The sequence below is a fragment of the Thalassospira sp. UBA848 genome (genome assembly GCF_002295455.1).
Lineage (GTDB): Bacteria > Pseudomonadota > Alphaproteobacteria > Rhodospirillales > Thalassospiraceae > Thalassospira.
The window spans coordinates 26434-39693 of the sequence record NZ_DBGS01000033.1 but is presented as its reverse complement, the minus strand read 5'-3'; the positions used below and the strand labels follow the sequence as shown (position 1 = coordinate 39693).

Below are 13260 nucleotides of genomic sequence, written 5' to 3'. Positions count from 1 at the left end.
GGTAAACAAAAGGGGAACCCGGTCGTCGGCCAGAATGTGACGGGTGTGATCGGCCAGTTCGGAAATCAGCAACAGCGGGGTGCCGTCGATGTAAATGGCCGGAACCACCATAGAGGTGACGGGCCAGCCGTCTTCGACCTGCTTGTGGCCAATTGCAATTGTCGCCAGGGTCGCGTGGTTTGCTGCGCGCATCAAATGACGCAGTGAAGTTGCAGAAGCTGTGCTTTCTGACATGCCCGGTTCCTTCTTTGTCTTATGGCAAACTAATTGCCGCAATCAGGTCGGGCAAGTGGTTGAAAGAAGAAGCACCGGCAGGGGATCAGTCTTGACTGGACTTGGCGGGACTGTTGGCCTTGCGCTTCTGCGCGCTGGCGATAACGCGCTTTTTGGCTCCGTCGCTCATACTCATCCAGGCGCCGATTTCATCACCGGTGCGATAACACCCCATACAATGGCCCGCTTTCGGGTCGAGCACACAGGTGCCAATGCAAGGCGATTTGACGGGCATGATGATGGGCCTATAACCGGAAAAACAGGAATTCAGCGCCATAAAAAGCAGTTTCGTGCGCAGCAATCAAGTGGGGGATCGTGCTGCGCGCGAAACAAAATCGTTTATAACGGTTTATGGTCTAAACCTTGTCGGTTAGAGGCGATTGAACCAGTCGCGGACCTGACGGTCAGCTTCTTCGCGTTCAATGCCATAAGCTTCCTGAATCCGGCCGACCAGTTTGTCTTGCTGGCCATCAATGGCATCGACGTCATCGTCGGTCAGGCGACCCCATTGTTTTTTAATGTCACCGGTAAGCTGTTTCCAACGTCCTTCGATTTGGTCCCAATTCATGATCGTCTCCTGCTTTGGTTTGAGGTTTGCTCGATCAAGGGATGTTGTGCCCTTTGTATGATTCAACGAAACAGCCGCATTCTTGTTCCAGCTTGTTTGGTCCGGCGGGACACAGCATTGCCAGTGGTGTGCTTGCCTTATGGGGCCTGTGGGGGTATAGCCCCTACAGTTTCTGTTCATGGAGTTGTTTTCGCACCGGCCCGTATCGGCGGGCTGTGTTGTGCGGTACGGAGGAAGATATGCGCGGCTATTTCGGGATTGGAATTGAAGGGGCAAGCAAGCCTTTGAATGTGGGCACCCTGTTTCGTTCCGCCCACGCCTTTGGCGCAAGCTTTGCGTTTACGGTGGATGCAGCGTTTCGACAGGAACGCTCCAACATTACCGACACGTCAAAGTCGGGCGAACAGATGCCCTATTACCATTTCCCGGATCACGACAACATGTTGCTGCCATCGGGGTGCCGCTTGGTTGGCATTGAACTGACCCCCGATGCGATTGAGCTGCCAAGCTTCAAGCATCCGTCGCAGGCCGCCTATATTCTTGGCCCGGAACGCGGAAACCTGTCTGATGAAATGCAGGAAAAATGCGATTTCATCATCAAGATCCCGATGAGCTTCTGTGTCAATGTGGCGATTGCCGCCAATATCGTGATGTATGACCGCCTGATCAATCTCGGCCGGTTTGCGCCGCGCCCGGTGCGCGCTGGTGGCCCGACCGAACCAAAGCCCGAAGGACAGTATGGCGGCTGGATTTCTCGGACCCGTGAAAAGCGCAAGGGTGATCCGGAAAAGTTCCGCCAGGCCCCGCCGCCGGATTACTCGGTGATTGACGGTTCGCTTGATGACGACGACGCCTAGAGCGCATCTATCAGGAGTTTGGCAGGTGGTTGGCCTGTTCGAGCTGTTGGTGGGCATAGCGGGCAGGCGGTTGCCCCACCTTGCGCGAAAAGGCCACGCTAAACGCGCTGGTTGATCCATACCCGACTTTTTCGGCAATTTCCGCAAGGTTGTATTCGCGCTGTCGCAGCATGGATTTGGCAAGTGATATCCGCCAGTTCAAAATATATTCCATGGGTGCCAGACCCAGCTTGCGATTGAATTTTGTAAAGAAGGCGGAACGCGACATTCCTGCTGCCCGCGCAAGATCAGCAACCGTCCAGACGGTTTGTGGTGCTGCGTGGATTTGGCGCAGGGCGCGGGCGATTTTCGGGTCTGAAAGCCCTTTTACCAGCCCTTTGCTGTCACTGGTTTCACCGGCGGAACGCAAAGTTTCAATCAGCAATACCTGTAGCAGATGATCAAGAACAACATCGCGTGCCGGGCGTGCAGCCAGTGCTTCTTCGCGCACCAGTTTGGCAATGTTTTCAAGGCGTCGTTCTTTGCGCACGACAAAAAAGTCCGGCAACAAGGAAACTAGTAATTCAGCATCCGGTGCACCAAACTGGCAGTAACCGATCAGGAGCCGGACGTCTGGTGCGCAATCGGTTTGTCCCAGCCGAACAGTTGCGTCTGCTTGAACAACCGGCTCGGTCTCCAGGCCGACGGGGGCGGGTGGATTGTTGCTCGACATTGCAAAATCGTAGGCTGCCGGAACAAGCACAAAATCCCCGTCCCCAAGATCAATCGGGTCATGCCCGTCGACATCGAGAAAACAGCTTCCGGCAAGGACCATGCAGTAAAAGGCGTTGCCAACTTCGCTGCGTTGGACGCGCCACGCACCGGACGCATCGACCTGCTTCGAATGGCGGGCACTTGGTTGAAGCAGTGCGATCATTTCGGCAAGGGGATCGGGCAATCTGTACTCTCACTAAACATAAATGGACTTATTATTATAGTACGTACAGTTTCTGACGTCTAGGATGTGCCCATTCCACTTACGAAAATGAGGCACCGATATGAATAGCGTAATGATCACCGGATGTTCTTCAGGGTTCGGCCATGCGATTGCGTGCGCCTTTCTGGACCGTGGCTGGCGGGTGATTGCAACCATGCGCACCCCGCGCGCCGACCTTTTCCCGGCGTCTGAGAACCTTCTTGTTTTACCCCTTGATGTGACTGACGAGGACAGCATCGGACGTGCGGTCGCAGCGGCCGGACAGATTGATGTGCTGGTCAATAATGCCGGGATTGGGTGGCTGAATGCGTTGGAAGGGACGTCAGATGACGTCATCCGCACGATTTTTGAAACCAACACATTTGGGACAATGGCAATGACCCGCGAGGTGCTGGCGCAATTTCGCGCGCAAGGATCGGGCGTGGTTATCAATGTGTCGTCGTCAACAGCCTTGGCGCCGATGGATCTGCTGTCGGTCTATGGCGCGAGCAAGGCGGCGGTAAACCATTTCACCGAAACACTGGCGCTTGAGCTGGCGCCGTTTGGCATTCGGGCGCGGTTGGTCGTCCCGGGGCATGCGCCAGAAACACCGTTCGGGACCACGGCTAAACTGCGCATCAAAGATGCCGGTGGTTTCCCCGAAGCATATCAGGATCATGTCACCAAGGTTTTTACCAAGCTTGAGCAATCATCAGACGGTTTGATGACCACAGTCGAAGACGTAGTGGATGCTGTCTGGCAGGCGGCATCCGACCCGGACAGTCCCATTCGGATACTTGCAGGTGCCGATACCAAGGCAATCGTTGGCTGAGATTGTCCGGCAGCCCCAAAAAGAAAAGCAACGGCCGCGAGGGAGGAGCGCGGCCGTTGCTGTGTGTGATCTGCGGGTTTGCGGTGCCTTTACAGGGGGGGCTTGGCACGCAACGCAGATCAGGGTGTTTGATGATGGTCAGGCGGCCTTGTGATCGGTCGCTGTATCTTCCTTGTTTGTCGTGTCGTCCTGTTCGGGGTCTTCGATCCCGTCATCAGGGCGCTGGCCATGCGGGTTGCGCAAAAGGTTTGCGATCATGCGCATGCCGACATCGCCCTGAAGGGTGAGCAGGCTTTCAGGGTGGAACTGAACGGCACTGATCGGCAGGCTTTTGTGGCGGATCCCCATGATGACGCCATCGTCACTGCGCGCGGTGACTTCGATATCCGCTGGCATTTCAGCCGCCTTGGCAAACAGGGAATGGTAGCGTCCGACAACTATGTCTTCGGGCAGGCCATCAAACAGCGGATCGGTTGTATCGAGTTTCACCTTTGACGGTTTGCCATGCATTGGTGTGACAAGTTGCCCCAGTGATCCGCCAAAGAATTCGACAATTCCCTGTAATCCAAGGCAAACCCCGAACACCGGCAACCCGGCAGCAAGGGCGCGTTCGATGCTATCACGCAGGTGATAGTCTTCCGGGCGCCCCGGACCGGGCGACAGGAACACCAGATCAGGTTTGAAATCCTCGAACGCCTGATCGGGGAAACCCGGACGAAGTGTGAGGGTTTCAGCCCCCGTGGCGCGGATATAACTGGCAAGGTTCTGCACAAAGCTGTCTTCGTGATCGATCAGCAGCACGCGTTTGCCTACACCAGATACCGTCGGATCAAGGGTAACCTCATCCTTGGCATCACGGGTGACCGCATCGATCATCGCCGATGCCTTCAGCACGGTTTCGGCTTCTTCGGCGTCCGGTTCGCTATCAAACAGAAGCGTCGCGCCCGCGCGGACTTCGGCGACACCCTGTTTGAGGCGCACGGTGCGCAACGTCAGGCCGGTATTCAGATCGCCATTGCACAGAACAGCACCAATCGCCCCGCCATACCATGCGCGTGAACTGCGTTCGACGGCCTCGATATGTTTCATCGCAGCGCGTTTGGGCGCACCGGTCACGGTCACGGCCCAGCAATGGGTCAGGAAGGCATCAAGCGCATCAAACCCGTCACGCAGGCGGCCTTCGACGTGATCGACCGTGTGGATCAGGCGCGAATACATTTCGATCTGACGCCGACCCAGAATGCGGATGCTGCCCGGTTTGCAGACGCGCGCCTTGTCGTTGCGGTCGACATCGGTGCACATGGTGAGTTCCGATTCTTCCTTGGCGGAGTTCAAAAGAGTTCGGATGTTTTCGGCATCCTCAATCGCGTCGCGGCCACGCGCGATGGTGCCGGAAATCGGGCAGGTTTCGATACGCTGTCCTTTGACCCGGACATACATTTCGGGCGATGCGCCAATCAGATGTTCACCGTCCCCGAGATTGATCAGGAAGCCGTAGGGCGCGGGGTTGCGACGTTTTAGGCGGCGGAAGATTTCCGATGGCCTGGTATCGCACGGGGTGCGGAAAACGCGGCTGGGCACGACTTCGAACAATTCGCCACGGGCAAAGCGGTGCTTGGCATCTTCAACAATGGCGGCATATTCGCCTTGTTTCATATCGTTTTCGATGGCGGCATTGTTGCCGCGTGATGGCGGGTGGGGTTGGGAAATGCGCTCAAGACCCGCAGTGCTGCGGCCATCGGGTGCGATAAATTCATAATCAAAGCGGGTCGCCACGCGCGAGGCATGGTCGACTGTTACCAGTTGATCGGGCAGGAACAGGTGGATGTCCTTATGATCGGCCGGGCGGTCCTGGGCCAGATTGATCTGTTCGAAATGAAGCGCGATGTCATAGCCAAACGCCCCATAAAGCCCGAGCCGTTCATCCCCCTTGTGTCCGAACAGATCACGCAGTGCGCGAACAACCGAAAACAGGCTGGGTTGCTGGCTGCGTTCTTCTTCGGGGAACCAGGCGGCGGGTTTTTTGACCACGCCATAAAGCCCGTCTTCGCCGTTGGTCAGGCTTTCGACGTGGGGATGGTTTTCAAGTGCCGCTGAAATGGTATCCAGCAACACCTGCCCGCGATCATTCAGTGCATGAACCGCAAAGCCGCGTTCACGCCCGACAATTTCAAGCGGCGGGGCATCAAAGCCCATATCCCAGCGTGAATAGCGCCCCGGAAATTCATAGCTTGAAGACAGCAACACACCCTTGGTGCCATCAAGGGCATCAATCAGGCCCTCGGTTGCGTTTTCGTATGGCATTTCGGTCATGCGGCGAATGACCGAAACACCGCCATCGGTGGTATAGCGATATTCGCTGCTGTCAGCGGAAATGCCGGTTTGGCTTGTCGGGGTCGTCACGTCTTTTTACTCCTGTGTGGGCCTTTCGCCGCAGGAGCTATGTGATCTTTAGACAGGGAAGAAGAAGTCTGAAAACACAAAGCCGCCTGCAAGAATGAGGCGGCCGGTATGTTCAGGGCATGATTTTGGCCGCCCGCTTAAGCGAGCCACCACCAATGATTTGCAATGCAGGTCAGGTTCATGCCGTGTGTTTTCATGGCTCAACCATGTGCCCAAAAAAACCGGGCGTCAAGACTTTTGCGTCGGTGGGGGTGTTTCGGCGTCGTGCAGCTCAAGATGCAGTGGCTGATGGCAATGCGGACAGGTCAGGATTTCGTCGCTTTCATTGTGATGCACATCGCGGATGTCCTCGATAATTGATTGGGCCTGTTCTTCGCTGATGCCAAGCTCTTCCTGATGGGAACGCAGCTTGTGTCGGACCCGCTCTGTCAGGCGTTTGCCCAGCAACTGGCGAGTGGCCTTGTGGCGATATTCGTTTTCGCGGCGGCGCAGTTCGGCGTTGAAGGCCGATGCCAGAATACCGGCTGGCACGGCAACAATCCCGATACCGGTCAATGAGATGATGCTGGCCAGAAACTTGCCAAATGGCGTAACGGGAACAACATCGCCATAGCCAACCGTGGCAAGGGTGATGACGCTCCAATAGAGTGCATCAAGAAGATTGCCGAATTTCTCTGGCTGGGCCTGGTGTTCGGCGAGGTAAATCGCCCCGGCACTAAAGACCAGCATGCAGGCAAGGGCGGCACTGGCGGCACCGAAGATGCCCATTTGCTGGCGAAACACCAGCATCATCAGCTCCAGCCCGGTTGAATAGCGGGTGAACTTCAAAAGACGCAGCAACCGGACGATGCGGATAAAGCGCAAATCAATGCTGGTAAAGAACCACAGGAAGATCGGCAGGATTGCCAGAAGATCAATCAGTGCCATCGGGGTCAGCATATAGCGCAGACGCGCAAAGCGGCCACTAAAGCGCGGATTGTCCGGGGCGGACCAGACACGCAAGCCATATTCGAGTGCGAAAATCAGGGTGCAGACGATCTCGATTGTGGCAAACAGAATGAAATAGCGCTCGGCAAAGGCGTGGACCGAATCAAAGATGACTGAAACGACATTGATGATGATCGCACTGGCCAAAACCAGATGCACAACAAGCGAAAACCGTGATTCCCGGTCCACACCATGCAGAAGTTTCTGGGTTCTTGATCGAAGGGTCGGTTTCATGGCGCGCGTACTTTGTCCGGGCAGTGGTTGCACTTTTGCCCGCCAAGTTTTGCGCCAATCATTTCAGAAAAGGTTAAACCACCTGATCAGGATGTTCAGTAACCCTTTGCCGCCTGGATAAAGGCGGAGATCTTGCGCGGGTCCTTGACGCCCTTGGTGCGTTCCACGCCCGATGACACGTCCACCCATGGTGCGCCGGAAATCTTGACGGCTTCGGCGACATTGCTGGGATCAAGGCCACCGGCCAGCATCCAGTTGCTTTGGAAATTCTGCCCGGTCAGAAGCGTCCAGTCGAACGAAACCGCATTGCCGCCCGGAAGGACGCTGTCCTTGGGGGGCTTGGCGTCAAACAACAGAAAATCGGCAACACCGTCATAGGTCTTCTTGGCGTTTTCGATGTCATCGGCCGTGCTGACCGAAATGGCTTTCATGACCTTAAGGCCAAAGCGTTCCTTGACCTCGGCCACGCGTTCGGGGCTTTCCTTGCCATGAAGCTGAATGACATCAAGGTTGCCGGCCGTGATTGCGTTTTCAAGCGCCTCGTCACCGGCTTCAACGAACAGGCCGACCTTGTAAATGCTGTTGGGGACGCGTTCGGTGAGCGTCTTGGCCCCTTTAAGCGATATATGGCGCGGGCTTGGCGGGAAGAAGACATATCCAAGGGCATCTGCCCCGGCACTCATGGCGGCAATCGCGGCATCTTCGCTGTTAATTCCACAGATTTTGACCATGCAGCTCATCGGGCTATCCTGTCCTTGTCTTCACTCTAATCTTCTTGGCAAACGCTTGGTGCGTCTGATTGCCTTACCAGAAATGACCACGATCCAACAGGATATTTGCGTATTGGCGTGGCTTTCCACTGGCAGGATAATCATTGCTGCGCTATTTTCCCGCCCATGAGTAAGAACACAGACCCTGCCGCGGGCGAAACCGGCGAAAACACAACCCACTTTGGTTTTCGTGATGTTCCCGAAAGCCAGAAGGCATCCATGGTGCGCGAGGTGTTCGACACTGTCGCGTCCAAGTATGATTTGATGAATGACCTGATGAGCGGTGGGGTGCATCGCTTGTGGAAGGACAGCTTCATCAACGAGCTCAAGCCGCGTCCGGGAATGAAGCTTCTCGACGTTGCCGGAGGCACCGGGGATATTGCGTTTCGTTTTCTGAAAAATGGCGGCGGTTCTGTCACGGTGTGTGACATCAACTATGAGATGCTCCATGTCGGGCGCGACCGCGCGGTTGATCACGGACTTCTTAAAAACATCAACTGGACCGTCGGTGATGCGCAGAAATTGCCGCTGCCCGATCAGTCGGTTGATGCCTATACCATTGCCTTTGGCATTCGTAATGTGACCCGTATTGATGAAGCGCTTTCGGAAGCGTTCCGCGTGCTGCGTCCGGGCGGGAAATTCCAGTGCCTTGAGTTTTCCAAGGTCATCGTGCCGGGCTTTGACAAGCTTTACGATACCTATTCGTTCAAGCTTTTGCCGGAAATCGGCCGGTTTATTGCGGGCAATCGCGAGGCCTATCAGTATCTGGCGGAGAGCATTCGCAAGTTTCCGGATCAGGAAACTTTTGCATCCATGATCCGCGCTGCCGGGTTTGAGCGGGTGAAATATCGCAACCTGTCTGGCGGAATTGCCGCCATACATTCCGGTTGGCGGATTTGAGGGCGTTTGACGCATGATCCGTTTTGTTCGTAACAGTTTCCGCCTGCTTGCCATGGCGCGTACTTTGGCGCGTTATGATGCGCTGTTCCCGCTGGCTCTTGTGCCGGGCGGCAAGCTTGTGGCTTTTCTGGCCCGCCTGACAGCACCGTTTTCGCGCCGGTCCGACCTGCCGCCGGGCAAACGACTGGCCCGCGCGCTTGAGGAACTCGGCCCGGCCTTTATCAAGCTTGGCCAGACCCTTGCGACCCGGTCCGATTTGATCGGGGATGATGTGGCGGCAGATCTGTCATCCCTTCAGGATCGACTGCCACCATTTTCGGCGAAGATTGCCAAGCGCATCATCACCGAACAGCTTGATGAGCCGTTTGACGTGCTGTTTGCCGAATTTGATGAACAGCCGGTTGCCGCAGCATCCATCGCACAGGTGCATTTCGCGACCACGACCGACGGACGGGAAGTCGCCGTCAAGGTCCTGCGCCCGGATATCAAGGTGCGCTTTGCCCGTGATATGGACCTGTTTTACTGGGTGGCGGAAATTGTCGAGCTGACCCAACCGCGCCTGCGACGCCTGAAACCGATTGAAACGGTCAAGGCGCTTGAAGACAGTGTGCATCTTGAAATGGATTTGCGGTTTGAGGCGGCAGCGGCATCGGAATTCTGTGATAATTTCGAAGATGATCCGTCCTATTACATTCCCCAGATTGACTGGGAACGTACCGCCGAACACGTGATGACCATGGAACGGGTCAAGGGTGTGCGGATTGATAATGTCGAGGCGCTTGACCGCATGGGCATTGATCGGTCCGACTTGCTTGCCAAGGCGGCCGGGGCATTTTTCCAGCAGGTCTTCCGTGACGGGTTTTTCCATGCGGACATGCATCCGGGCAACCTGTTTGTTGATGAAAACGGTCGGGTCAGCCTGGTTGATTTCGGCATTATGGGCCGGGTGGACAAACAGACGCGCCTGTATCTGGCCGAGATGCTTCTGGGCTTTTTGACCCGCGATTATCACCGCGTGGCCGAGGTTCATTTCGAAGCGGGTTACGTGCCGCGCAATCAGTCGCTTGAACATTTTCAGCAAGCTTGTCGTTCGATTGGCGAGCCGATCCTGGGCAAGGAACTGGCCGATATTTCGGTCGGGCGCTTGTTGGGGCAGCTTTTCCAGATTACCGAACAGTTCGGTATGGAAACCCAGCCACAGCTTCTGATGTTGCAGAAAACCATGATCGTCGCCGAGGGACTTTCACGCATTCTGAGCCCGAATGAGAACATGTGGGAGCTTTCGCGTCCGTTGATTGAAGACTGGATGCGCGAAAACCTTGGTCCGGAAGCCAAGGTCAAGGAAGCGACCCTCCAGGCGGGAACGATGCTGCGCCGTCTGCCCCGTGTGCTTGAAGCCGCCGAGCAGGCATCCGCCGTCTTCACCGAACAGGGGCTTCGTCTCCATCCTGATACGGTTGCGGCGATGCGCGGTAAATCAGGCAATGGTCAGCGCAAATCTGTTGGTGTTTCACGCCAGACATTGGTTCTGTGGGTGGCGATTGCGGCACTGGCTGTTGCTGTTTACCTGAAATAAGCAACGCGCCCGGATGGGAGCCCCATGATGGCAGATGGCGATAAAACCATTGAAATCAGTATGGATCGGGCGCGGCTTGATCTTGATTACTGCTATGATTTTATCGCCGCGTCCTATTGGTCTGGTGGGCGGACACGCGGTGAATTTGACCGGTCTGTGGAAATGTCCTTTCCCGTTGGGGCTTATTGCAATGGGCGTCAGGTTGGTTTTGCGCGTGTGGTCAGTGATCAGATCGCCATCGCCTATGTTGCGGATGTCTTTGTGGATCCTGAATACCGGCGCATGGGGATTGCGGCAAAGATGCTTGATGCCTTGCATGCCCATCGGGAATTGCAGCGTGTGAAACGCTGGCTTTTGGCAACAGCAGATATGCAGGCGCTTTATCGATTGCATGGTTATGCTGATCTCGACGACATGATGATGATGCGCCTTGATATGGACGCGCAAAAACGCGATCCATTGCGTTAGGGCCGTACCCCAAAGACCCGCTTGCAGCCAAGAATAACTGCTTGGCGTGGTTAATATTTCATTTCGATAAACCACATGAATAAATCCACTTATTGGTAAGGCTTTTTTGCTAAATTAGGTTTTTGCTAATAGGGCTGCGCCGTGCCGCAACGTCCGGTGAGGGATGTGGTCCGTCTTTTGAAATGCCTTTACGGGGCGATGGCTTTTGCCTGATCCGGGCAGAAGCACAGGGGAGCGCGCATGGCGAAAGCGGCAACAACACGCAAGAAACGGTCGGCAAAGAAGACACCGAAATCTTCGGCGAAAAGCAAAACAGCCAGTCAGGACGACGCGGTCACTGCTGCCAGTGCGGTGACGACCAATTCAGATGAGGTCGAGGCATCAACCGCCAGCGCAGCTGCACAGCAAAGTGAAGACGTTGCCGTGCAGCGCCGTCAGGTGATCAGTGATCTGTTCCAGCGTGGCCTTGCCGCCCATCAGGCGGGCCAGATTGATGATGCCATTCGACTTTACAGTACCGCCCTTCGTCAGAACCCCAATCAGCCAGATGTGTGGAACAACCTTGGTGTCGCACTGCGTCGAAGCAAGAAGTTCGATGCAGCCCTGATTGCATATCGCAGGGCCGCGGACATTCGGCCGGGAAATGCCGGGTTGTGGTCGAATATGGGCAATTGCCTGCGCGAAATGATGCGTTTTGAAGAGGCGCTTGTTGCCCACAAGAAGGCACTTGAGCTTGATGACACCGTCAAGTCGCACACGTTTAATGCCGGGCTTGTCTATCGTGATATGAACCGCTTTGAGGCGGCGCTGGAGTATTTTGAGCGCGCCCTGGAAATCGACCCGGATTATGTCGATGCAAACTGGGACCGGTCATTGGCCCATCTGGCCCTGGGCAACTATGCCGAAGGCTGGGCAGGATATGAAACCCGTCGCAAGCTTGCTGATAATCCGATCCGCCCGCTTGATTCTGCGCCGGAGTGGGATGGCAAGACGGACCTGCGCGGCAAGCGTATTTTGCTGCGCGCCGAGCAGGGCTTTGGCGACATGATCCAGTTTGCCCGCTTTGTGCCATTGGTGGCCAAGAAGGCGGGTCATGTCATCCTTGAATGCCGCAAGGAACTGGTCCCGATCATGAAGACCGTGGCCGGCGTTGATACGGTGGTTGAGAAGGGCCGTGCCGTTCCGGAATTTGATGTTCATGTGCCACTTCTGAGTCTGCCGCATGTGATGGGCATCGGTGAAAAGGACCTTCAGAAAATTTCGACCGATAGTTACCTTGCGCCGCCGCAAGGCAAGCGGGCCCGACTGGCACCGCCACCGGGGACGGCGCTGAAGGTCGGGCTGATTTGGGCAGGCAAACTTAACCCGCGCGATCGATCCTGCCCGCTTGAGACATTCTTGCCGATGTTGTCTGCCAAGGGTGCGGCGTTCTACAGCTTCCAGATTGATGAACGCCGGGCCGATATCGACCGACTTGGCCTGCATGCATTTGTCACCGATCTTGGCGATCATATTCATGATTTCGGCGATAGTGCTGCACTGATGCGCGAAATGGATCTGGTGATCACGATTGACAGTTCACCCGCCCATCTTGCTGGCGCGCTTGGCATTCCGGTCTGGATGCTGCAGCTTTATACAACTGACTGGCGGTGGATGGTTGATCGGTCCGACAGCCCCTGGTACCCGACCATGCGCATCTACCGACAGGAAAAGCCCGGTGACTGGTCCGCGCCCGTCGAGAAACTGGGCAGGGATTTTTCGACCTTGCTGCAGGCACGGATGAATTCACAGTAACCAATGTGCCAGCGAATACTTGCCTTCCTGTCCAACTCGGCGTAGTTAAGCGGCTTGATTTTGTGGAATGCGGGTCTGGATGAAGGTGCCTTGTGGTGATGTCCGGGCACATTCATTTGGCGAACTGATCTGGCGCAGGAGAATTCTTGTGAGCGAAGCTGCTTATAACAAAGGTTTCCCGGTTTCCTGGGAACAGATGCATCGCGACGCCCGTGCACTGGCATGGCGACTTTTGGAACAAGGCCCGTACAAGGGAATCGTGGCAATCACCCGAGGTGGTCTTGTGCCCGCGGCCATCATTGCACGCGAACTTGATATTCGCCTGATTGATACGGTCTGTGTTCGTAGTTACTCTGACAAGACGCGTGGTGATCTGGAATGGCTGAAAGACATCGAAGGTGACGGCACCGATATGCTGATCATCGATGATCTGGTCGATACCGGCAAAACCGCCAAGGCTGTGCGCGAAAAACTGCCGCATGCACATTTCGCAACGGTTTACGCCAAGCCGCTTGGCCGTGAAATCGTTGACAGCTTTGTGACCGAAGTATCCCAGGATACCTGGATTTACTTCCCCTGGGACATGGAACTGTCGGTCAACGCCCCGATCTCTGAACGCGTTCGTTAATCGACCTGGGGAAAC

General features: G+C 55.8%; 13 protein-coding genes and 1 pseudogene. 7 read left to right on the top strand and 7 right to left on the bottom strand.

Annotated features, from left to right (window positions below; all coding sequences use genetic code 11):
* The 3 genes and pseudogenes from B2R48_RS04100 to B2R48_RS04090 form a co-directional block, all read right to left on the bottom strand.
* A pseudogene (locus B2R48_RS04100) lies at positions 1 to 234 on the bottom strand (pyridoxamine 5'-phosphate oxidase family protein); the annotation flags it as partial.
* Positions 235 to 319: 85 nt separating this feature from the next.
* Positions 320 to 574 (bottom strand): DUF1289 domain-containing protein, encoded by a 255-nt coding sequence (locus B2R48_RS04095; protein WP_296998125.1) that lies wholly within the window; start codon positions 572 to 574, stop codon positions 320 to 322.
* Between the two features lie 69 nt (positions 575 to 643).
* Positions 644 to 841: a CsbD family protein gene (locus B2R48_RS04090; protein WP_296998122.1), complete on the bottom strand. Its 198-nt coding sequence runs from the start codon at positions 839 to 841 to the stop codon at positions 644 to 646.
* 239 nt (positions 842 to 1080) lie between these two features.
* Here B2R48_RS04090 and B2R48_RS04085 point away from each other — a divergent pair, with 239 nt between their 5' ends.
* A complete protein-coding gene (locus B2R48_RS04085; protein ID WP_062953674.1) occupies positions 1081 to 1698 on the top strand; it encodes an RNA methyltransferase in 618 nt (205 codons plus the stop codon).
* A 10-nt stretch (positions 1699 to 1708) separates the two neighbouring features.
* Here B2R48_RS04085 and B2R48_RS04080 read toward each other — a convergent pair whose 3' ends face one another.
* Positions 1709 to 2635 (bottom strand): AraC family transcriptional regulator, encoded by a 927-nt coding sequence (locus B2R48_RS04080; RefSeq protein WP_296998118.1) that lies wholly within the window; start codon positions 2633 to 2635, stop codon positions 1709 to 1711.
* Positions 2636 to 2735: 100 nt separating this feature from the next.
* Here B2R48_RS04080 and B2R48_RS04075 point away from each other — a divergent pair, with 100 nt between their 5' ends.
* The gene (locus tag B2R48_RS04075; RefSeq protein ID WP_296998113.1) at positions 2736 to 3485 is read left to right on the top strand and encodes an SDR family oxidoreductase; all 750 of its coding nucleotides are present in this window, start codon (positions 2736 to 2738) and stop codon (positions 3483 to 3485) included.
* A 138-nt stretch (positions 3486 to 3623) separates the two neighbouring features.
* Here the strand turns inward: B2R48_RS04075 and B2R48_RS04070 are convergent, their stop codons facing one another.
* From B2R48_RS04070 to B2R48_RS04060, 3 genes are all read right to left on the bottom strand, one after another.
* Positions 3624 to 5888 (bottom strand): anthranilate synthase component I, encoded by a 2265-nt coding sequence (locus B2R48_RS04070; RefSeq protein WP_296998110.1) that lies wholly within the window; start codon positions 5886 to 5888, stop codon positions 3624 to 3626.
* A gap of 228 nt (positions 5889 to 6116) precedes the next feature.
* Positions 6117 to 7109: an ion transporter gene (locus tag B2R48_RS04065; protein ID WP_296998107.1), complete on the bottom strand. Its 993-nt coding sequence runs from the start codon at positions 7107 to 7109 to the stop codon at positions 6117 to 6119.
* Positions 7110 to 7204: 95 nt separating this feature from the next.
* Entirely contained in the window at positions 7205 to 7849 is a 645-nt protein-coding gene (locus tag B2R48_RS04060; RefSeq protein WP_062953678.1) for a phosphoribosylanthranilate isomerase, read from the bottom strand.
* A 156-nt stretch (positions 7850 to 8005) separates the two neighbouring features.
* Between B2R48_RS04060 and ubiE the strand changes: the two genes are divergently transcribed.
* The 5 genes from ubiE (at position 8006) to gpt (ending at position 13245) form a co-directional block, all read left to right on the top strand.
* A complete protein-coding gene (ubiE, locus tag B2R48_RS04055) occupies positions 8006 to 8779 on the top strand; it encodes a bifunctional demethylmenaquinone methyltransferase/2-methoxy-6-polyprenyl-1,4-benzoquinol methylase UbiE (RefSeq protein WP_296998101.1) in 774 nt (257 codons plus the stop codon).
* Between the two features lie 13 nt (positions 8780 to 8792).
* A complete protein-coding gene (ubiB, locus tag B2R48_RS04050) occupies positions 8793 to 10355 on the top strand; it encodes a 2-polyprenylphenol 6-hydroxylase (protein WP_296998098.1) in 1563 nt (520 codons plus the stop codon).
* A 27-nt stretch (positions 10356 to 10382) separates the two neighbouring features.
* Positions 10383 to 10823, top strand: a complete 441-nt coding sequence (locus tag B2R48_RS04045) for a GNAT family N-acetyltransferase (protein ID WP_296998096.1) — start codon at positions 10383 to 10385, stop codon at positions 10821 to 10823.
* 240 nt (positions 10824 to 11063) lie between these two features.
* Positions 11064 to 12617: a tetratricopeptide repeat protein gene (locus B2R48_RS04040; RefSeq protein ID WP_296998094.1), complete on the top strand. Its 1554-nt coding sequence runs from the start codon at positions 11064 to 11066 to the stop codon at positions 12615 to 12617.
* A gap of 148 nt (positions 12618 to 12765) precedes the next feature.
* Positions 12766 to 13245 (top strand): xanthine phosphoribosyltransferase, encoded by a 480-nt coding sequence (gpt, locus tag B2R48_RS04035; protein WP_296998092.1) that lies wholly within the window; start codon positions 12766 to 12768, stop codon positions 13243 to 13245.
* The last annotated feature ends 15 nt before the right edge of the window (positions 13246 to 13260 follow it).